This is a genomic window from Nannocystis bainbridge (assembly GCF_028368995.1).
GTDB classification, from domain to species: domain Bacteria; phylum Myxococcota_A; class Polyangia; order Nannocystales; family Nannocystaceae; genus Nannocystis; species Nannocystis bainbridge.
Window position 1 is genome coordinate 3,958,726 of sequence record NZ_JAQNDL010000001.1, and the last position, 20,425, is coordinate 3,979,150.

The window sequence follows — 20,425 nt, forward strand, 5'->3', positions numbered from 1 at the left end:
GAGCGCGGTTCGGCGCTGGGCGCGAGGCGGCATGCTATGGTCCTCGACGATGAGGCCCGGCTCCCGGCTCCTGGTGCTGCTCGCGGCGACGATCGGCGTCGTCTCGGGCTGCCTGGTCGAGCTCGACCCGCCGGCCGACTGCGGCGACGGCTTCATCGACGTGCTCGCCCAGGAGGACTGCGAGCCGTCCCTGCCCGACAGCTACGCCGACCGCTGCGCCGAGCTCGACCGCGTCGCCAGCCCGGCCGCCTGCGACCCCAAGACCTGCCGCTTCGCCGCCAGCGGCTGCCTCGCCTGCGGCAACGGCGTGCTCGACCCCGGCGAGGAGTGTGACCCCGAGGACATGTCCGAACCGACATGTCCCGGAGAAGGGGTAGCGACCTGCCGCGACAACTGCACCGTCGACCGCTCGGCCTGCTCGGCCTGCGGCAACGGCGTGCTCGACGTCGACGAGGAATGCGACTTCGCCCTCGACCTCGACGACCTGGCCCTGACGATCGCCTGCGCGGAGCTCGACTCGCCGGGCGGCATCTCCCGCCGCTACGGCTCGGGCGAGTCGACCCGCTGCACCAGCAAGTGCGAGTGGGACCGCTCGCGCTGCTCCTACTGCCAGAACGACAAGCTCGAGGGCGACGAGGTCGACGGCCTCTACGTCGACTTCGAGCAGACCATCCAGCCGCCGCCCGAGGTCTGCGACAACCAGCACGCCGACCCCGAGGCCCTGGTGGCTCATTGCCAGTCGGCCTGCGGCAGCAGCTACCGCGTCGAGTGCCAGTTCTCCTGCGCCACCGACTGTCTGGAGTTCGAGAACGTGGGCGTGCCGACCGAAGAGCTCGGCTGCTGCACCGCCCGCAAAGAGACCTGCCCCTACGACCCGCAGACCGGCGAACTGATGCCCGGCCGCAGCCACTGCTGCCGCAAGCTCACCCATCCGGACGAGAATCCCTGCGAGCCGACCGGCTTCCCAAACCTCATCTACACGTGCCGCTGATCGCAGAGGGCACGCCGCCGCTGAACCCGGCGACCACCGGCGCGGAGCGGGCAGCGAGCTCGGGCGCCGTATGGCCGCCTGGCATGCCTCGTGTCGCCTCGCGCGCGCGGCGCGAAGCCTCGCTCCAGAGCGGCGATCTCGCGCCTCCGGCAGCGCAGCGAACGGCCCGCGTGCGCCCTCCCCGGTTCCGCGGCCTCATGGCCTGGTGACCGGGCGCGAGCGCCTGACCGCCGCCTCGGCCCTGGCCGGGCTCTGCGGCGCACGCGGCCGGTTTGCCGCGTGTGCTACCTTGAAGTCGATGCGCCCGCCGTACGCGCTGCTCGTCGCTGCTGCCGTCGCTGCCGGGGTGGGCTGCGTCGTCCCGCTCGACCCGGTGCGCGACTGCGGCGACGGTTTCATCGACAAGCTCGCCGGTGAGGACTGCGAGCCCTCGCTGGTCGCCGGCATGCTCGGCTTCTGCGGCGCCGACGAGGTCCCCGGCCCGGGCGCGTGCGACCGCGAGACCTGCACCTTCGACCGCGACGCCTGCACCCGCTGCGGCAACGGCCTGCTCGATCCCGGCGAGGCATGTGACCCAAGGGACATGTCCCAACCGGCATGTCCGCTCGCAGGCCTGGCCCGCTGCCGCAGCGACTGCACCATCGACGTCTCGAGCTGCCCGCGCACCTGCGGCGACGGCGTCGTCGACCTCGACCTCGAGGAGTGCGACTGGGGTCGGCCCGACGACCTCACCGACAAGGGCGCCCCGCTCAGCGTCGAATGCGTCGACCTCCCCGCCCCGACCTACCGCGCCTACGGCGACGGCACCTCGACCCAGTGCACCGCCGACTGCACATGGGACCGCTCCGACTGCACCTACTGCGGCAACGCGCGCCTCGAGAGCCTCGCCGTCATCGACAAGTACGACCTCCACCTCGACGACGCCGGGAGGCACGACTTCGCGCCCGAAGTCTGCGACGCCGGGGTGGCGCCCGATCTGCAAGCGCTGAGCGCGTTCTGTCAGGACCGCTGCGACGCCGGCGGCCTCATGATCGCGTGCACCTACGCATGCAGCGCCACCTGTGAGAGCTTCCTCGAGCCCGAGGACGGCGGCCCCGACAACGGCTGCTGCACCCCGAGGGGCGCCAGTTGCCCTTACTACAAGGACGGCGAGCTGTTCAAGCTGTTCAACAAGCGCAAGCCGTGTTGCGGCCTGGAGGGCATCGAGTTCGACGCGGACCCGTGCGTCGTGAATGTGGAGCTCGAGGGTACGGTGGGCTTGCGCATCTGCCCTTGAGCGGCCGGCCCTGGCTCGCTAAAGTCCGCGCCTCGCATGTCCGAGCCTCGCAAGTCTCTCGTCACCGGCGGCTGCGGCTTCCTCGGCCGCTTCCTCGTCGACGCCCTCGTCCGCCGCGGTGACAAGGTCACCGTCCTCGACCACAAGGTCGATCGCTGGCGCGACGACGTCCAGTTCATCGCCGGCGACATCTGCGACCCCGAGGTCGTCGCCCGCGCCTGCGCCGGCCAGGACGTCGTGTTCCACAACGCCTCGCTGGTCCACACCAAGCACAGCCGCGTCGAGCAGGTCCGCGCCGTCAACATCGACGGCACCCGCAACGTCCTCGAAGCCTGTCGCAAGGGACAGGTGCCGAAGCTCGTCTACGTCAGCTCCGCCAGCGTCGTCTACGAGGGGCGCGACATCGAGCGCGGCGACGAGAACCTGCCCTACGCCCGCGAGTGGCTCGCGCCCTACGCCGAGACCAAGCGGATCGCCGAGGAGGAGGTCCTGAACGCCAACGGTCAGGGCGGCCTGCTCACCTGCGCCATCCGCCCGCACATGATCTTCGGGCCCGGCGACACCCGCCTGCTGCCGGCGATCCTCGCCCGCGCCAGGGCCGGCAACCTCAAGTTCACCGTCGGCGGCGGCGACCGCCTCAACGACTTCACCTATGTCACCAACATCGTCGACGCCCTGCTGGCCGCCGACGAGCGCCTGGTGCCCGGCTCACCGGTCGGCGGTCGCGCCTACTTCATCACCAACGGCGAGCCGATGAACTTCTGGGACTTCGTGCGCCGCGTCCTCGTCGGCCTCGGCTACCCGACCCCGCGGTTCCGCATCCCCTACGCCGTCGCCTACGCCGCCGCTGCCGCCCGCGAGACCTTCGACACCATCGTCCGCGGCGGCACCCTGCACGCCGAGGAGGGCCTGTCGCGGTTCTCGATCCGCTACATCTGCACCCACCACTACTTCGACTGCGCGCGCGCGGCCGCCGACCTCGGCTACAAGCCCCAGGTCTCGATGCTCGAGGGCATCCGCCGCACCGTCGAGTATTTTCGCGCCCAGGGCATCGCCGCCGCCTGAGCTGGGCGCGCGCCTCGACCTCCGCTAGCGTGTGGGCCTCGTGTCGATCTACGGCCCGCCCGCGTCCCTGGCCCGTGACCACGCGCGTCGCACCGGCCTGCAACTCACCCGGGTCATCCTCGCGGTCATCGCCATCACCGGCCTCGTCGGCGTCGCCATGGTGGTACTGCTCGAGTCTCAGGACCTCGGCAGCCATCACCTCGCCGTCGACCGGGCCGAGACGATCCGGCTCGAGGCAGAGGCCCGGCACGAGGTCATGCGCCTGCAGACCGCCGAATTCCTGCCGTCGGTGCCGATCGTGCCCGACCTCGAGGCCCCGCCGCCGCTCCTGCGATCGGCGGAGCTGCTGCCGGTCGACGCCTGGCCCCGGCCGATCGACGACGACGCTCATGAGCCCGGTGAGCCCGAGCGAAAATCACCGGCCGAGCCCGCTCGCCTGCAGACCGCCGAGATCCTCCACTGACAGCGGGCGCATCACGCCCCGCGCTTCCGCCTCGTTCGCTGCCGAGCTCGTCGCTCTCGAGCTCCCGAGCCCGCGGTGAAGCGTCAGATCGGCGCAGCTTTCGGCCACACTGCTCGACGTGGCCGCTCCGCCCGAAGAACCAGGCCTGCGCCGCTTCCTCGGCGTGTTCCGTTACGGCCGCCGCGCGCTGGGGCTGGTGTGGTCGACCAGCAAGTCGCTGACCGTCGCCCTCGCCGCGCTCACCCTCGTCGTCGGCCTGCTGCCCGCTGCCGCGGCCTACGTCGGCCAGCTCATCGTCGACGCCGTCGTGCACGCCGCCCAGGTCAGCCACGATCCGTCGCCGGTGCTGCGGCTCGTCGCCGTCGAGGCGCTGCTGGTCGTCCTGCTCGCCTTCGCCCAGCGAGCGATCGCCGTCTGTCACTCGCTGCTGCGCACCCAGCTCGGCCAGCGCGTCAACGTCATGATCCTCGAAAAGGCGCTGACGCTCGACCTCACCCACTTCGAGGACGCCGACTTCTACGACAAGCTGACCCGCGCCCGCCGCGAGGCCTCGAGCCGCCCGCTGAGCCTCGTCGGCCGCACCTTCGCGCTGGTCCAGAACGCCATCTCGCTGACCAGCTTCGCCGCCCTGCTGTTCGGCTTCTCGCCGTGGGCCGCGCTGATCCTCGCGCTCGCCGGGCTGCCCTCGTTCCTCGCCGAGGCCAAGTTCTCGGGCGACGCCTTCCGCCTGTTCCGCTGGCGCGCCCCCGAGACGCGCATGCAATATTATTACGAGACGGCGATCAGCACCCTCGATTACGCCAAGGAGGTCAAGCTCTACGGACTCGGTCCGCTGTTCCTCCGCCGCTATCGGCAGATCTTCCGCGACCTCTACGCCGAGGACCGCAAGCTGACGCTGCGCCGCGGCCTGTGGAGCGGCGCGCTCGGCCTGCTCGCCACCGGCGCTTTTTATGGCGCGTACATGTGGATCGCCATCGCCGCGGTAGCCGGCGAAATCTCGCTCGGCGAGATGACGATGTACCTGTTGCTGTTCCGCCAGGGTCAGACCGCGGTCTCGGCGATCCTCGGGGCGATCGGCGGCATGTACGAGGACAACCTCTACCTCTCGACCCTCTACGAATACCTTTCGCAGGACGTCGCCGCGCCCTCGGGCACCGCGACCTCCGGCCCCGATCCGAGCGACGGCATCCGCTTCGACCACGTCGGCTTCACCTACCCGGGCGCGCCCGCGCCGACGCTGCACGACGTCAGCTTTCACATCCGCCCCGGCCAGAGCCTGGCGCTGGTCGGCGAGAACGGCAGCGGCAAGACCACCCTGATTAAACTCCTGACGCGCCTCTATGACCCGACGGCCGGCCACATCTCCCTCGACGGCCGCGACCTCCGCGAGTGGGACGCGACGGCGCTGCGCCGCCGCGTGGGGGTGATCTTCCAGGACTTCGCCCGCTACCAGCTCAAGGTCGGCGAGAACATCGGCGCCGGCGACGTCACCGCGTTCGAAGATCGCGCGCGCTGGCAGGCGTCCGCGCAAAAAGGCATGTCCGAAGAATTCATCAAGGGCATGCCGAAGCAGTACGAGACCCAGCTCGGCCGACTTTTTAAAGAAGGCCGCGAGCTGTCGGGCGGTCAGTGGCAGAAGATCGCCCTGTCGCGCGCCTTCATGCGCAGCGGCGCCGACGTGCTGGTCCTCGACGAGCCGACCGCCGCGATGGACGCCGAGGCCGAGGCCCAGGTGTTCGAGCACGTCCGCAATCTTTCAAAAGACCGCATGGTCATCCTGATCTCCCACCGCTTCTCGACGGTGCGCGCGGCCGACCACATCCTCGTGCTCCACGACGGCCGGATCCTCGAGGACGGCGACCACGCGTCGCTGATGCAGCAAGGCGGCCGCTACGAGCGCCTGTTCTCGCTGCAGGCGCAGGGCTACCGCTGAGAGCGACGCTCCTCGCGGTCGCGCGGGTTCACGGCCGCGCAATGATCAGCACGGCGATTGATAGCACTTCGCGGCCTCGCGCGACGTCTCCACCGCGATCTTCCACTCGCCGCCGCGCTGCGTCATGACGATGACCTTGTTGTGCGGCTTGCGGCCCTTGCCGTCGCCGCGGTCGTAGACGCCGAGGTCGCAGAGGACGACCCGATCCGCGCCCTCCACCCGCAAGAACGACACGCTCGCGGGTGCGACGTCGAGGCTGCCGCGCAGCTCGGAGCGCCGCTGCCCGATCTCCGCGTTCGTGTGATCGTAGAAGCACTCCATCGGCGCAGCGAAGCCCGCGTGGTAGCGGGCGAGATCGCGTTCGTTGTAAGCGCGAATGGTGTCGAGATACGTCGCACAGGCCGCATGGGCGAGCTCGGGCACCCCATCCCGCCCCGCGAAGCAGACGCGCTCGGACCCGCGTTGGACGAACGACGAGCCGATGCCGACGACCAGCAACACCAGCGCACCGCCGACCCCGAGCATCTTGCCTCGCCGTCCCCGCGGCACGCGGGAGTGATTGACGACCGTGAGCGGCAGCGTGATGTCCCACGCACGCGCGACATCCTCGATGGCCTCGCGCTGGCCCGGCACTCTCTCCACCCACCGCTCGAACAGCGCCGAGTCGAGCATTTTGTGCCGAACCAGCACCTCGACCAGGTCGGAGGCGAAGCTCGAGCGAGTCAAATTGCCTTCGAGAATATTGAGCTTGAGTACATGCCCGTCGGGCAGCTCGCGCGACAATTGGCGCATCTCCTCGACCGAAAGCGTCTTTGCCAACAGCTTCGACAGGTCTTGCGAGCGCGACATCAGGCCGCGCTCACCATAACGCAATCAGGTCCGCCACCGTATCCCGGCGCTCGCCGGGCCTGGGCCGCAGCCCTTGTGGGAGGCGCTGCAGCATCACGGCCGGCGGCGCCTGTCCCTCAATACGCCTCGCGGAGCTCCGCCCGCTCACGCGCCTCGCGTTCGCGGATCTCCTGCGCCTCCACCGTCAGCCGCGCCGTCGGCTGCGCGGACAGGCGCTCGAACGGGATCTCCTCCTCCGTGTCTTCGCAGATCCCGTACGTCCCGGCCTGCATGCGGGCCAGCGCGTCCTCGACCTCGCGCAGGCGCGAGCGGTCGTGGTCGGCGATGCTGAGCTGGGCCACCTGGGCCGCCTCGTTGGCGGCGTGATCTTGTTGGTCGCCGACGTCGGGCGTGAGTGGGTCGGTGGTGTCGGCGCGGTGCTCGATCTCCCGGCGGAGCAGGGACGAGCGCTCGGCGTCGAGGCGCTGCTTCAGATCGGCGAGCTGTTCTTTGGTGAGGTGGTCCATCGCTGGGCGACAGCGTAGTACCAATCGCGCGGGGGCGCAGCGCTCGCGGTGCCGCGGGGCTGCCTCGCCGGCGAACTCGACCGCGGGCGGTCCGGATCGCCGACGCCTGGCGGCCTGCTGTGGCCGCGTACGGCGGTTCGCCGGCGCATCGCCGGTCTGACGCGCGGTGACGGTGGCTCCGGCGGCCCATCACCCGACGAGGATCGCACGCCGACTGCGTAGGACGCGATCCCCGACGCGCTCCGGAGATTCACCGTTCGCCGGCCTGCGACGCCGCCGCCGGCCGGCTCGTCGCCAGCGCCGCGCCGGCCGTGATACACCCGATCTCGTGACTTCCGACTTCGACTACGACTTCATCGTCGTCGGCTCCGGCTTCGGCGGCAGCGTCTCCGGCCTCCGGCTGACCGAGAAGGGCTACCGCGTCCTCATGCTCGAGAAGGGCGGCGAGCTCGGGCCGGCCGAGTTTCCGAAGACCAACTGGAACCTCAAGCGGTGGCTGTGGATGCCGAAGCTCGGCTGGCGCGGCCTGTTTCAGATGACCTTCTTCCGCCACGTCACCGTGCTCTCGGGCGTCGGCGTCGGCGGCGGCTCGCTGGTCTACGCCAACACGCTACCTGTCCCGAAGCACAGCTTCTTCGAGTCGCCCTCGTGGGCTCGCCTCGCCGACTGGGAGAACGAGCTGAAGCCGCACTACGAGACCGCGCTGCGGATGCTCGGCGCGGCGCCGAACCCTGCGGTCACCCCGGTCGACCGGGTCATGCGGGGCGTCGCTGCCGACATGGGCAAGACCGTCGAGCCGACCCATGTCGCGGTCTATTTCGGCGAGCCGGGCAAGACCGTGGCCGACCCGTACTTCGGCGGCAGCGGCCCCGAGCGGACCGGCTGCATTTACTGCGGCGGCTGCATGCTCGGCTGTCGCTTCGGCAGCAAGAACACCCTCGACAAGAACTACCTCTTCTTCGCGCGCAAGCGCGGCCTCGAGCTGCAGGCCGACACCGAGGTCACCGCCGTGCGCGCCCTGCCGGGCGGTGGTTATCGCGTCGAGGCGCGCAGCGGCACCGGCCTGCTCGGCCGCCAGGCCCGCAGCTTCACCGCCCGCAACGTCGTGCTCGCCGGCGGCGTGCTCGGCACCGTCGACCTGCTGCTGCGCATGAAGCAGGACCCCGACGGCCTGCCCAAGTTGTCCGACCGCCTCGGCGAGAACGTGCGCACCAACTCCGAGTCGCTCATCGGCATCGTCGGCGCCCAGCGTCAGCACGACCTCTCGCGCGGCGTCGCCATCGGCTCGATCATCCAGCTCGACGAGCACTCGCACGTCGAGCCCGTGCGCTACTCCGCCGGCTCCGGCTTCTGGCGCCTGCTGCTCGCCCCGCACGTCGCCGGCGAGAAGGCCCTGGTCCGCCTGTCGCGGTTCGCCGGCGCCTTCCTCCGCCACCCGATCAAGTTCGCCCGCGCCTTGATGGTCCCCGACCTCGCCAAGTACTCGATCATCCTCCTCTACATGAAGACCGCCGAGGGCACCTTGCGCCTCCGCCTCGGCGCCACCGGCCTCGCCACCGACCTCTCCTCCGGCAAGCCGCCCACCGCATCGATCCCCGAGGCCACCGACATCGCCCGTCGCGTCGCCGACAAGATCCAGGGCTACTCGATGTCGCTCGTCACCGAGACCCTGTTCAATATTCCGACCACCGCCCACATCCTCGGCGGCTGCACCATGGGCGACTCGGCCGAGACCGGCGTCATCGACCATCAGCACCGCGCCTTTGGTTACGACGGCCTCTACGTCATCGACGGCTCGGCCGTCTCGGCCAACCCTGGCGTCAACCCCTCGCTCACGATCACCGCCCTCGCCGAGCGGGCCATGAGCCGGATCCCCGCCAACGTCGAGGTCGCCGCCTCGGCCTGACCCGCCTGTCCTTCGGGACAGCTTCTCTCGGCCGCGCCGCCTGACCCCGCGAGGGACCTGTCCCTCGGGACATCCACATCCTCCGCCCAGAGGTCCCAGGATCTCCGACACGTGGGCGACCTCGTCCGGGCCTCTCGAGCGACCGCTCGGGTGATGTCCCGCGCACGCGGCTTCCGGGGCTTCGCTCACTCGCGTCGGGGCGGCGTTCTGCGGGGCTCGTGGTCCCCGGTCGCTTGCGCCGACCTGGCCGGCTCGGTCTACTGCGAGCGCATGTCGGTGGCCGCGCGAAACCTGTCCCTTGGTGCATGTCTCTCGATCCTCGCTGCCTGTCCCGCGAGCGGCGGTGAGACCACCGCCTCGACCGGCGAGCCGGCCACCACGACGACCACGTCCACCACCACCGCGGCGACCCTTGACGCCTCGACTGGCACCACCGCGCCGACCACCGACGCGCCGACTGGCACCACCACCGGCGCGCCTGTCGACCGCGAGCCGTTCAGCATTCAGGTGCTCGACAATGCCTGGATCACCGGCACCGACGGTTGGACCACCCAGCACCAGGACATCGCCTTCGACCTCGGCGCAGCCCCCTTTTCAAAGGTCACGCTGATCGTCGATCTCGGCACCGACTGTTATCCGTGGGAAAATTGGCAGGCCAGCCCGCCGCCGCCGGGGCAGTCGTGGCCGGCCTCGTGCGACGCGTTCGACCGGACCATGGGCTTCATCAGCGACCCGGGCGGCGACCCGGGCGACCCGCCCGGCTTCGAGCTGCTGCGCTCGATCACCCCGTTTGGCGGCCCCGCTCACCTCGAGGCCGACATCACCGACTACGCCAACGCCCACCCTGGCGAGCACGTGCTGCGCTCGTACATCAACACCTGGCCTGACGGCGCCGGCAAGGTCAGCGGCTCGGCCGGCGGCTGGCACCTCAGCGTGCGCATCGAGGGCCAGCCCGGCCCGGCCCCGCGCGAGGTGCTCGCGGCCGTCTCGCTGTTCGCCGGCGACGTCGGGGTCGACGGCGCGACCACCACGGTGCCGTTCAGCCTGCCCGCGGGCTTCAAGAAGGCCGAGCTCGTCTACACCGTCAGCGGCCACGGCGGCGCGACCGACAACAGCGGCGGCTGCATCGGCCCCGCCGAGGAGTTCTGCAAGCGCAAGCACCACATCAGCCTCGACGGCGCCGTCGTCACCTCGTTCGAGGCCTGGCGCACCGACTGCGGCGAGCTGTGCACGATCACCGACAATGCGCTCGGCGTCGGCCCGGCCAAGTTCTGCGCCGAGAACCCGTGCGGCGCGATCGCCTCGGTCCAGGCCGCGCGCGCCAACTGGTGCCCCGGCGACCTCGTCGCCCCGCTGCGCGGCCCCGTCACCTCGGCCCTCGGCGCCGGCCCGGACCACGAGTTCCAGTTCGCCATCGACAAGGTCAAGGAGGGCGGCAGCTGGACGGTGTCGGCGGCGATCTACGCTTACGGGCCGTGAGCGCGCGAGCGATGGGGCCGTGGGCGCGGCGCTCCGACGCGTGGCGAGTCAATCAAGTCTCGTGCGTGCCCAGCATGTCCCGAAGAACATGCCTCATTCGACATGTCTCATCGAACATTATCGATCGGGCATATCCTTGAGAGCATGTCCGCTCGGACATCACGTGAACGGCGGCTCTGCCCGGCGGCGCAGGCGGGCCGCCTCGTCGCCGCGGCCGAGCGCCTCGAGGCCCTCGGCGAGGATCCGCGCGAACGGGCCGCGGAGGTCGCCGCGGCGGACGGGCAGGCGGTCGTACCAGCGCAGCGCCTCGGCCATGCCGCCCTCTGCCTGCGCCGGCGCGGCGCAAGCGGCACGTAGGGACAGCTTGGCCAGGCGGGCCACGCACAGCACCAGGTGGCTGGCGCTGTCGCCCCCGAGGGTCGCGTCGTCGAAGTTGTCGCCCTGCAGCAGCGGGAACACGCGGCGGACGAACGCGACGTAGCGGCCGAGGTTGCGCCCGGCGTCGGCCAGACAGGCGACGTGGGCCGCGAACTCCTCGTCGAGCAGGACCTCGAGGCAGGGTCGCTCGGGCCGGCGGCGCTTCCACACCTCGACGGCGAGCAGGCCGAGCAGGTCCTGGTCGGCCTCGGCGAGGGTCTGCGTCATGTACACGCGCAACGCCAGCTGCCACGCCGACGCGAACTCGGGCGCCTCGTCGAGGATCGCCAGGGTCCGCGGCAGGCGCAGCCCGCTGAGCCGATCGAGCCAGGCCAGCAGCGCGCGGTCGGGCAGCGCCGCGACCTCGCCGATGCGCAGGAAGCCGGGGCAGCGCAGCGCCCACACGCCGTCGTAGCGGTACTCCTCCTCGAGCTGCGCCGCGTAGGCGGGGATCTCCTGCTCGGCGGCGACGCTGGCGATGCTGCGCTCGCGCTCGTCGAATTCGGCGGCGCCGAACCACCGCCGCATGAGCGCCGTCTCGACCGCGACCGCGGCGCGAGCCCGGGCACGGATCCGGCTGCGCTCCACCGCTCGCACGGGTCGCGGCCGCTCCCGCGGGAGGCGCTGCGGAAACCTGGCCATGACCGGTCTATGGGGCGGCCTCCGCGGCGCGGCAACGCGCACCGACAAGCGACGTGCGCAGTCCGACGTTCACGGGCCAAAGCGCGCCGAAAAGCGCCGCAGAAGGCCGCTGCGAACGTCGGTCGGCCCGCACGCCGCGACACCTCTCGTCGCTGTCACGCAGGCCACGGCCGTCGCGCTCGCAGGCGGTGCGGACGCCTGTCCATTCGCGCCGGGGCCTTGAGCGCCGGGGCCGCTTCGCGCAAGCTCGCAAGCAGATCATGACGCCGTTCCACGCAGTGACCGCGGCCTTGATCGTCGTGGGCTCCGGGGTCCTGGCGCTGGGCGCGAAGCGGACGCTGGCGCTCCTTCGACTGCGTCAGGTCACCCCTCATGCCGGACCGTGGCGGGTCCTGCTCTCCCTGATCGTCGTCTGCATCGCCGCCTACATCGCCACCGCGGTCGTCGTCCTGCTCGGCCTGCAAGAGGCGGTGGTGGCGCTGACCGGCGTCATCTTCCTGGGCGGTGGGGTGTTCGTATACCTCGCCGCGGACGCCAGCTTCCGCACCATGCAGGCGCTGGTGAAGTCGAGCATGACCCAGCGCCAGGTCGGCGACATGCTCGAGGCCCTCAGCCACGCCGTGCTGCTGGTCGACGACCGCGGCGTCGTCCGCACCGTCAACCGCAAGCTGTGCGAGATCACCGGCCTGCCCGCCAGCGCCCTGGTCGGCAAGTCGATCATGCAGGCGGTCGGGCTCGAGAACCCGTTCGCGACCTCGGCGGTCAAGAGCAGCATCGACATGCCGCACACCCACGAGCACGAGCTGCGCCGCCGCGACGGCGCGGTGGTGCCGGTGGCGGTGGCGATCGTGCCGGCGCACCGCGGGTTCGTGTGCGTGCTGACCGACATCCGCGAGGACCGCCTGCGCCGACGTCAGCTCGACGACGCGGTCCGGATCGCCGAGGAGATCTTGCGCGCCCGCAACGAATTCATGGCGCTGGTGGCGGTCGAGCTGCGCGACCCGCTGGGCCAGCTGTCGCGGGCCTCTCGCGCCCTCGTCGACGCCCCGCCCGAGGCCGACGTCGCCGCCATGGCCCGCAAGATCGGCGTCGCCGGCGAACAGCTCGAGCGCGTCGCCCAGAGCCTGCTCGAGGTCGGTCGCCTCGGCGGCAGCGCCGAGGGGGCGCGGGTGTTCCAGCCGGCCGCGCTGCTGCGCGACGCCGCCGAGGCGCTGTCGGTCCAGGCCGGGCGCGCCGGGGTGATCGTGCGCCACTACGTCGAGCAGGGCGTGCCTTCGACCTTCTACGGGCGCGAGGCGCAGATCCGGCAGATCCTGGGCCTGCTCGGGCTCAACGCGATCGCGCGGGCCCCGGGCGGCGAGATCCGGATCGCCGTCGAACCTGTCCCCGGGGACAAATCATCGCACCAGCTGCTGTTCTCGGTCCGCGACACCGGCTATCCGCTGACCGATACCACCGCCGACGTCGAGTTCGACCCGCTGACCAGCGGCGCGCGCAGCCAGGGCGGCCGGCTCGACCTGGCGATCTGTCGCCTGCTGGTGCTCTCGCTCGGCGGGCGCATGTCGGCCGGCAACACCACCGGCAACACCGCGACCGTGTTCTTCACCGTGCTGGGCGGCGTCGCCCCCGGGTCGCAGCAGGCGGCGCTGGTCAACGCGCTCGGCGAGACCCAGGCCGTCGCGTCGCTGAGCGGCGGCGGGTGGAAGAACTCGTTCGAGGCCTCGGCGCGGCTGGCCCGGCTCGCCGTGCCCGACGCCGGCCCCGAGCCCGAGCGGCGCACCGGCTCGGTCCTGGTCGTCGACGACAGCCCGACCAGCCGCGAGCTGCTGGCTCACCAGCTGCGGCAGGCCGGCAACACCGTCGAGGTCGCGGGCACCGCCAGCGAGGCGCTCGACCTGGTGTGGCAGCAGGAGTTCGACGTCGTCCTGCTCGACGTCCTCCTGCCCGACAGCGACGGCATCGCCGTGCTCGAGGAGCTGCGAGAAAAAGGCGCGCTCGAGCGGCTCAGCGTCTTGATGATCTCCGCGGTCGAGGAGACCTCGAGCGTGGCCGCCTGCATCGAGCGCGGGGCCGAGGACTTCTTGCCCAAGCCGGTCAGCCCGGCGCTCTTGCGGGCCCGCCTCGGCGCCTGCCTCGAGAAGAAGTTCCTGCGCGACAAGGCCCGCCACCACCTCATCCAGCTGGCGGCCGAGGGCCGGCGCGCCAACGACCTGCTGCGCGTGCTGCTGCCCGACCCGATCGCCGACGAGCTGCAGTCGACCGGCACGATCGCCCCGCGCCGGCTCGACAACGTCGCCGTGGTGTTCGCCGACATCGTCGGCTTCACCGCCTACTGCGACCGCCACAGCCCCGAAGAGGTGCTCATCAGCCTGCAGGACCTGTTCACCCGCTTCGAGCAGCTCGCGCTCGAGTTCGGCGTGCAGAAGATCAAGACGATCGGCGACTCCTTCATGGGCGCCGCCGGCCTGTTCAGCGCCGAGGACGAGCGCCCGGCCCTGCGCTGCGTCCAGTTCGGCCGCGCGATCCTGGCGGCCGGCGCCGACCTCGCGACCCACTGGAACCTGCGCATCGGCATCCACGTCGGCCCGGTCGTCGGCGGCGTGGTCGGCACGCGTCAGTACATCTTCGACATCTGGGGCGACACGGTGAACACCGCCCAGCGCATCGAACAAAACGCCCGCGTCGGTCAGGTCTGCATCAGCGCCGCGGCGCGGCGGCAGGTCGAACCCGACTACGAGACCGAGAGCATCGGCCTCAGCGAGATCAAGGGCAAGGGCGAGGCCGAGATCTTCATCGTCGTCGGGGGCCCGAATTGACGGTCGCGACGGTCGTCCTGGCCGTCGTCGTCGCCGCTCTCTCGCTCGCCCTGGTCGCCTCGGTGATCCTCGCGCGGCGGCGTGCCGCGATCGATCGCGCCGCCCTGGCCCGGCTGACCGCCGAGAACCACGCCCTGCGCGAGCGCTGCGACGCCGCCCACGCCACCGCCGAGCTGCGCGCCCGCATGGTCGCGCACGTCAGCCACGAGCTGCGCACGCCGATGCAGGCGATCATGAGCTTGCTCGCGCTGCTCGACGAGCACGGCCTGCCGCTCGAGCAGCGCCGGCAGCACCTGAGCACCCTGCGCGGCTCCACCGAGGATCTGCTGCTGCTGATCGACGGCCTCCTCGACACCGCGCAGATCGAGGGCAAGCGGCCCTCGCTGCGCGCCGATGATTTCTCGCCGCGGGCCACGCTCGAGCAATTGGTCGACCTGCTCGGCCCGAGCGCGCACAAGCGCGGGCTCGAGCTGCGGGCCGCGCTGGCGCCCGACCTGCCGCCGCGGCTGCGCGGCGATCGCCTGCGCCTGCGCCAGATCGTCATCAACCTGATCGGCAACTCGATCAAGTTCACGCGCCAGGGCCACGTCGAGCTGCGCGTCGCGGCGCGCGTCGAAGACGAGGTCGCGCACCTGCAGGTCGAGGTCAGCGACACCGGCGTCGGCATGAGCCCCGAGGCGCTCGGCCGGCTGTTCCGCGAGTTCGCGCGCGTCGGCGACCCGAGCGTCGAGGGCACCGGCCTCGGCCTCTCGATCAGCAAACAACTGGTCGAGGCCCTCGGCGGCCGCCTCGAGGTCGACAGCGACCCGGGCGTCGGCACCACCTTTCGCTTCGAGGTCCGCATGCCGCTGCTCGCCGCGCTCCCGGCCGAGCAGGCGGCCGCCGCCGACAACCGCCCGCGCGTGCTGGTCGCCGACGACGACAGCGCCGGGCGCGAGCTGCTGGCCACCGCCCTGCGCCGTAGCGGCTACGCGGTCGACGGCGTGGCCGACGGCGCGGCCGCGGTCGCCAGCGCGCTGGCCCGGCCCTACGTCGCGGTCATCCTCGACGTCCAGTTGCCCGAGCTCGACGGCCCCGACGCGGCCCGGCAGATCCGCGACGTGCGCGGCGACGTGGCCCTGATCGCCCTCACCGGCCACACCGAGATCGACGTGCTCGGCCGCTGCAAGGGCGCCGGCATCGACGCGATCCTGATCAAGCCGGTCAAGCTCGAGACCCTGCGCGCCACGATCGTCCGCGTCGCCGCCCAGCGCACCCAGCCGGTCGACCTGGCGGTGATCCGCGGCTACGTCACCGCCGAGGATCCGGCCTTCGTGCCCGGCCTCATCGATGTCTACCTCCGCGAGGCCGAGCGCGACCTCGAGGCCATGGAGGAGGCCGCCGCGGGCCAGGAGATCGCGCGGGTCGCTCAACTGGCGCACCGCCTCAAGGGCAGCTCCGCCGGGTTCGGCGCGCGATTGCTCGCCGAACGCTGTCAGTCCCTCTATGCCGCCGCCCGCGCGGAGCAGCCCGTGAGCCACGAGCTCGCGGCCCTGGCCCGCGAGTTCGGCCGCGTGAAATCAGCGCTCTCCGCCGAGCGGACGCGGCTCATATCCTCGTCGTCGTGAAGCGCCGCGCGCCGGCGATGTGACGGCCCCCACCGGTCGGCCGCGGGCCCCGGCGATCGGGCACATATACAGCTTCATGCATCGCTTCGTGTTCGCGTCGACGCTCACGCTGTGGGCGGTGGGGTCGGCGTGCGAGAATGACAACAATGGCAGCACCGCCGGCGAAGGGGCCTCGGGCGGCATTGTGCTGACGGGCGACGACTCCAGCGGCGGCATCGAAGTGCCGGGCCCGGGCGCGGTCGGCAAGCTCGACCTCCCGCCCTCCGACGGCGGTCGGCCCGACGATCCCGCCGCGTCCGGCTGCGCCAAGGCCGATTTCCTGTTCGTCATCGACAACTCGGGCTCGATGGCCGACGAGCAGGCCAACCTGATCGCCTCGTTCCCCGGCTTCATCGCCACCATCACCCAGACCATCGCGGCCCAGGACTATCACATCATGGCCGTGCCGACCGACGACGGCCAGGCCGCCGGCCTCAGCACCAAGTGCAACGACGACGGCTGCGCCTGCATGCCGGCCCCGATCTGCTGCCAAAAGACCTGCGAGCTGTTCGGCAAGGACTGCAACGGCTTCGCCTGCGACGCCCTGCCGATCGGCGCCTGCGACCAGGTCTACGGCCGCGGCAACATCTACGGCGCCACCGGCAACCGGTGCCCGATCGCCGACGAGCGCCGCTACATGAAGGCCGACCAGCCCGACCTCGCCGGCACCTTCGAGTGCGTCGCCAACATCGGCACCCACGGCAGCGGCGCCGAGAAGCCGGTGCTGGCCACCCTCGAGGCCGTCAGCGCCGCGCTCAACGGCCCCGGCGGCTGCGACGAGGGCTTCCTGCGCGACGACGCGATCCTGGTCGTCATCATCATCACCGACGAAGAGGACGACAACGCGATCGCCGGCGAGGGCACGCCCGGCCTGCCCAAGGAGTGGCACGAGCAGCTGATCGCCGCCAAGCACGGCGACACCGACGCGGTGGTGGTGCTCGGCCTGGTCGGCGACGGCAACCTGAGCGGCAGCGTGTGCCCGCCCGGCGGCGGCCCGAACATGGACGGCACTGGCGCCGAGCCGTGCCCGCGGCTGCAGGAGTTCGTCGACCGGTTCGACAACGGGGTCATCGGCAGCGTCTGCGCCACCGACTACACCCCGTTCTTCTCCGAGGCGGTCGGGGTGATCGATTTCGCCTGCGACGTGTTCGTGCCGGTCGGCTGACGCGCGGTGCTGGCATTCCCGGCGAACCGTCGAAGTACCCTCATTCACGCGGCGTCCGCCCCGCGCCGGCGGGCCGGGCGCCATGGCTGCGATTGCCGTGAACGCCGTCCGCTCTGGCGTCATTCCGAGAATCTACATACATGCCCTAAAGGACATACGGCGAGGCGCCCGCCGCACCGCGCAATCGCTCCACAATCATTCGTGACGGCGCACACACACGACAATGGCCCTCGCGCCTATCGCCGCTGTCATGGCGTGAGCGATCATCGCGGCGATGATGCGTCGCTCCTCCCGATTCGCCGTCGAATCCTTCCTCGGGCTCGCCGTCGTCGCCGCTTGTGGCGACAGCGGCGGACCTAGCCCTGCCACCGCCACCGGGATCACCGGCGCCACCGGCCTCACCGGCCAGGCCCCCGCGACCACCACCGGCCCGGACGCCCCGTCCGGCGATTCGACGGCCGTCCCGACCACCAGCGGCGATCCGAGCGCCGGCACCACCACCGAGAGCTCGCCGCCCGACGGCCTGCCGAAGCTCGACCTCGGCGAGCAGCCGGAAGGGACCACCGGCCCGGGCGACCCGCTGGCGGCCGGCTGCGACAAGATCGATTTCTTGTTCGTGGTCGACAACTCGGGCTCGATGGCCGACGAGCAGGCCAACCTGATCGCCTCGTTCCCCGGCTTCATCGCCACCATCACCGATACGCTGGTGGCCAAGGACTATCACATCATGGCCGTGTCGACCGACGACGGCATGAACACGGGCCTCAGCAGCTCGTGCACCAACGGCACCTGCAACTGCACCCCCGCGCCGGTCTGCTGCGAGAACGCCTGCGGCGGCTCGGGCGAGACCTGCAACGGCTTCGCCTGCGACGACCTGCCGCTGTCGCAGTGCCACTTCGAGTTCGGCACCGGCAAGGAGTTCGACGCCGCCGGCAAGCACTGCATGCTCGCCGACATGAAGCGCTACATGACGGCCAGCCAGCCCGACCTGGCGCAGACGTTCCAGTGCATCGCCAACGTCGGCACCTACGGCAGCGGCGCCGAGAAGCCGATGCTGGCCGCCACCTCGGCCCTCGGCGCGCCGCAGAACGGCCCCGGCGGCTGCGACGAGGGCTTCCTGCGCGACGACGCGATCCTCGTGCTGGTGTTCATCACCGACGAGGAGGACGACGTCGCCGACGACGGCAAGGGCTCGCCGGGCGAGCCGGCCGCGTGGTTCGAGGCCGTGGTCGCCGCCAAGAAGGGCGAGGAGAAGGCGGCGGTGGTCCTCGGCCTGCTCGGCGACAGCAACCTGCCGATGGGCCAGTGCCAGCCCGGCGTCGACCCCAACAGCGACGCCGACGGCGCCGAGGACTCCCCGCGCCTGCAGAGCTTCGTCAAGATGTTCTCCAACGGGGTGATCGGCAGCGTCTGCGCGGCCGACTACACCCCGTTCTTCGCCGAGGCGGTCAGCGTCATCGACGTCGCCTGCGACGAGTTCGAGCCGCCGGGCTGACCGGCGCCTCGCATGTCCTTCGGGACATGTGACCCGGCGCGGGCGAGCCGGCCGCTCGCCCGCCTCACGCCGGGACCGAGGCCATGACCCACACGTACCAGCTCCAGCAGTTCAGGCAGTAGTACTTCTCGGCGGTCGAGACCACCGCGTCGTACTTGCGGCCGAGGGCCAGGAACTCGCCGCGGTTGCCGTCGAGCAGCTCGACCCACGGCCCCTCGTCGTGGGCGAAGCGGAAGCCGACCCGCTCGGGGTCGGCGGAGTCGAAGCAATCGTCGCCGCAGGGCAGCGGGCACACCCCTTCCACCGTGTCGACCGAGAGCGCGCCGAGCTTCTCGTTGACGCCGTAGTTGCTCTCGTTGGCGACCCCCGCCAGCAGCACCGCCCCGGTGTCGGCCGCCTTGAGCACGAACCACTCGCCCTCGCTGGAGTGGTGGCCCTCGCCCTGCCAGTAGGCGTCGAGCGCGACCGTCTGCCCGCTCTGGATGTCGATGGCGAAGTCGGCGGGCGCCGTCACGTTGAGCGTGATGGCGACGTCGACCTGCTCGCCCTCGCTGCAGAGGAGCGCGACGTCGATCTTGCCCGCCGCGGCCGTCGCCGTCTGCACGGTGCAGGCGGCGGCCATGGTGATGGTCTGCTGCTCGCCGTCGATGACCGGCCAGTCGCCGAAGTTGATGCCGATCGACGCGGTGGCGGCGGGATCGGCCGACACGCAGGCCTCGCCGCCGGTATCCGTGTCGGTGTCGGTCGCCGCCGTGTCGGCATCGGTGTCGGTCGCCGCCGTGTCACCGGTCGTCGGCTCGGTCGCCGCGGAGTCGGTCGCGTCGGTGTCGGTCGCCGCCGTGTCGGTCGCAGCAGTGTCGGTCGCCGCCGAATCGGTCGCGTCGGTGTCGCTCGTGGTCCCTCCCTCGGGCTTGCAGGCGGGCGCGACGATCGCGGTGACGAGGAGGAGCGCGTGGAGGGGGAGCAGAGCACGAGGCAGCATGGCGACGGACCATAGGCACACGGCGTGCCAAGCCCTCCGGGCAGGAATTCGCCGCCCTGCGTGAGCGCGTGAGGGTCCCCGCGACACGCACGCCCGGGCGCTCGCACCGTCGCGGTCCTGCTCACGCGCGAGCGAGCGGCACGCCGGGGTCCACGCGACCCGGCACGACTCCGAGCACCGCATGCGCCGGAGAACTCGCGAGGTGCGCGACTCGAGGACCCATGCCCGGCGATGCTCCTGTCCCGATGAACATGCCCCTTCGAACATGCTCTTTATGGCATGCGCGAAAGAACATGCCCGTCAGGACATGTCTCTCAGTCCGGGAACGCCCGTGAGCACTGGTCGAGCAGCCACGGCAGCTCGGCGTTGCGGTCGCCCAGCAGCACCGTCACGCACGCCGCGGCGCGCGGGCTGGTCTCGCGCTCGCAGGCGCTCTGGTCGGCCGCGCGGCTGGCCTGCAGCAGCTTCGCGGCCGCGCCCGCGCTGTCGATGTCGCGGTAGAGCGCGTCGGCGGCGGCGAACATGGCCGAGCAGGCCTGCTTGCGGTCGGTCGGCAGCGGGTCGGGCAGGCGCGACGCGACCTGGGTCCGCAGCGCCGCCGCCTCGCCGTCGTAGTCGGGCTGGTTGGCGAACCCGCGCGCGTCGTTGTTGGCGGTGCGGCCCGCGGGCGGGCTCGGCTGCGTCGGCGCCGGCGCGGCGTCCGACGACGTCGGCGAGGCCGAGCGCCCTTCCGGGGCCGGGGTACAGGCGGCGAGGAGCACCACCGCGAAGAGAGCGTCCCGCGCGCGAGGCAT

At 71.4% G+C, this 20,425-nt stretch carries 16 protein-coding genes; 11 read left to right on the forward strand and 5 right to left on the reverse strand.

What is annotated here, in order from left to right:
* The first annotated feature begins 49 nt into the window (after nt 1-49).
* From POL25_RS15440 to POL25_RS15460, 5 genes are all read left to right on the forward strand, one after another.
* A complete protein-coding gene (locus tag POL25_RS15440; protein WP_272086778.1) occupies nt 50-991 on the forward strand; it encodes a hypothetical protein in 942 nt (313 codons plus the stop codon).
* Nucleotides 992-1,289: 298 nt separating this feature from the next.
* The gene (locus POL25_RS15445) at nt 1,290-2,267 is read left to right on the forward strand and encodes a hypothetical protein (protein ID WP_272086779.1); all 978 of its coding nucleotides are present in this window, start codon (nt 1,290-1,292) and stop codon (nt 2,265-2,267) included.
* A 36-nt stretch (nt 2,268-2,303) separates the two neighbouring features.
* The gene (locus POL25_RS15450) at nt 2,304-3,332 is read left to right on the forward strand and encodes an NAD-dependent epimerase/dehydratase family protein (protein ID WP_272086780.1); all 1,029 of its coding nucleotides are present in this window, start codon (nt 2,304-2,306) and stop codon (nt 3,330-3,332) included.
* Nucleotides 3,333-3,372: 40 nt separating this feature from the next.
* Nucleotides 3,373-3,795, forward strand: coding sequence for a hypothetical protein (locus tag POL25_RS15455; protein WP_272086781.1), 423 nt, complete (start codon nt 3,373-3,375; stop codon nt 3,793-3,795).
* 118 nt (nt 3,796-3,913) lie between these two features.
* Nucleotides 3,914-5,728, forward strand: coding sequence for an ABC transporter ATP-binding protein (locus POL25_RS15460; RefSeq protein ID WP_272086782.1), 1,815 nt, complete (start codon nt 3,914-3,916; stop codon nt 5,726-5,728).
* A gap of 45 nt (nt 5,729-5,773) precedes the next feature.
* Here POL25_RS15460 and POL25_RS15465 read toward each other — a convergent pair whose 3' ends face one another.
* Both POL25_RS15465 and POL25_RS15470 read right to left on the reverse strand, forming a co-directional pair.
* Complete coding sequence (locus POL25_RS15465) at nt 5,774-6,577, reverse strand: hypothetical protein (protein WP_272086783.1); 804 nt, start codon at nt 6,575-6,577, stop codon at nt 5,774-5,776.
* Nucleotides 6,578-6,693: 116 nt separating this feature from the next.
* Complete coding sequence (locus POL25_RS15470; protein ID WP_272086784.1) at nt 6,694-7,083, reverse strand: TraR/DksA family transcriptional regulator; 390 nt, start codon at nt 7,081-7,083, stop codon at nt 6,694-6,696.
* Nucleotides 7,084-7,411: 328 nt separating this feature from the next.
* On the opposite strand from POL25_RS15470, the gene POL25_RS15475 reads away from it, so the two are divergent.
* Complete coding sequence (locus POL25_RS15475; RefSeq protein ID WP_272086785.1) at nt 7,412-8,989, forward strand: GMC oxidoreductase; 1,578 nt, start codon at nt 7,412-7,414, stop codon at nt 8,987-8,989.
* 276 nt (nt 8,990-9,265) lie between these two features.
* Nucleotides 9,266-10,468: a peptide-N-glycosidase F-related protein gene (locus POL25_RS44335; RefSeq protein WP_272086786.1), complete on the forward strand. Its 1,203-nt coding sequence runs from the start codon at nt 9,266-9,268 to the stop codon at nt 10,466-10,468.
* A 159-nt stretch (nt 10,469-10,627) separates the two neighbouring features.
* Here POL25_RS44335 and POL25_RS15485 read toward each other — a convergent pair whose 3' ends face one another.
* A complete protein-coding gene (locus POL25_RS15485) occupies nt 10,628-11,527 on the reverse strand; it encodes a hypothetical protein (protein WP_272086787.1) in 900 nt (299 codons plus the stop codon).
* A gap of 260 nt (nt 11,528-11,787) precedes the next feature.
* On the opposite strand from POL25_RS15485, the gene POL25_RS15490 reads away from it, so the two are divergent.
* From POL25_RS15490 to POL25_RS15505, 4 genes are all read left to right on the forward strand, one after another.
* Complete coding sequence (locus POL25_RS15490) at nt 11,788-14,343, forward strand: adenylate/guanylate cyclase domain-containing protein (protein ID WP_272086788.1); 2,556 nt, start codon at nt 11,788-11,790, stop codon at nt 14,341-14,343.
* The gene (locus tag POL25_RS15495; protein ID WP_272086789.1) at nt 14,340-15,950 is read left to right on the forward strand and encodes an ATP-binding protein; all 1,611 of its coding nucleotides are present in this window, start codon (nt 14,340-14,342) and stop codon (nt 15,948-15,950) included. Before POL25_RS15490 ends, POL25_RS15495 begins: the two co-directional genes overlap by 4 nt.
* 76 nt (nt 15,951-16,026) lie before the next feature.
* Nucleotides 16,027-17,154, forward strand: coding sequence for a hypothetical protein (locus POL25_RS15500; protein ID WP_272086790.1), 1,128 nt, complete (start codon nt 16,027-16,029; stop codon nt 17,152-17,154).
* Between the two features lie 274 nt (nt 17,155-17,428).
* Nucleotides 17,429-18,649, forward strand: coding sequence for a hypothetical protein (locus POL25_RS15505; protein ID WP_272086791.1), 1,221 nt, complete (start codon nt 17,429-17,431; stop codon nt 18,647-18,649).
* A gap of 64 nt (nt 18,650-18,713) precedes the next feature.
* On the opposite strand, the gene POL25_RS15510 is transcribed toward POL25_RS15505, so the two are convergent.
* Both POL25_RS15510 and POL25_RS15515 read right to left on the reverse strand, forming a co-directional pair.
* The gene (locus POL25_RS15510) at nt 18,714-19,631 is read right to left on the reverse strand and encodes a hypothetical protein (RefSeq protein ID WP_272086792.1); all 918 of its coding nucleotides are present in this window, start codon (nt 19,629-19,631) and stop codon (nt 18,714-18,716) included.
* Between the two features lie 314 nt (nt 19,632-19,945).
* Nucleotides 19,946-20,425: a hypothetical protein gene (locus tag POL25_RS15515; RefSeq protein ID WP_272086793.1), complete on the reverse strand. Its 480-nt coding sequence runs from the start codon at nt 20,423-20,425 to the stop codon at nt 19,946-19,948.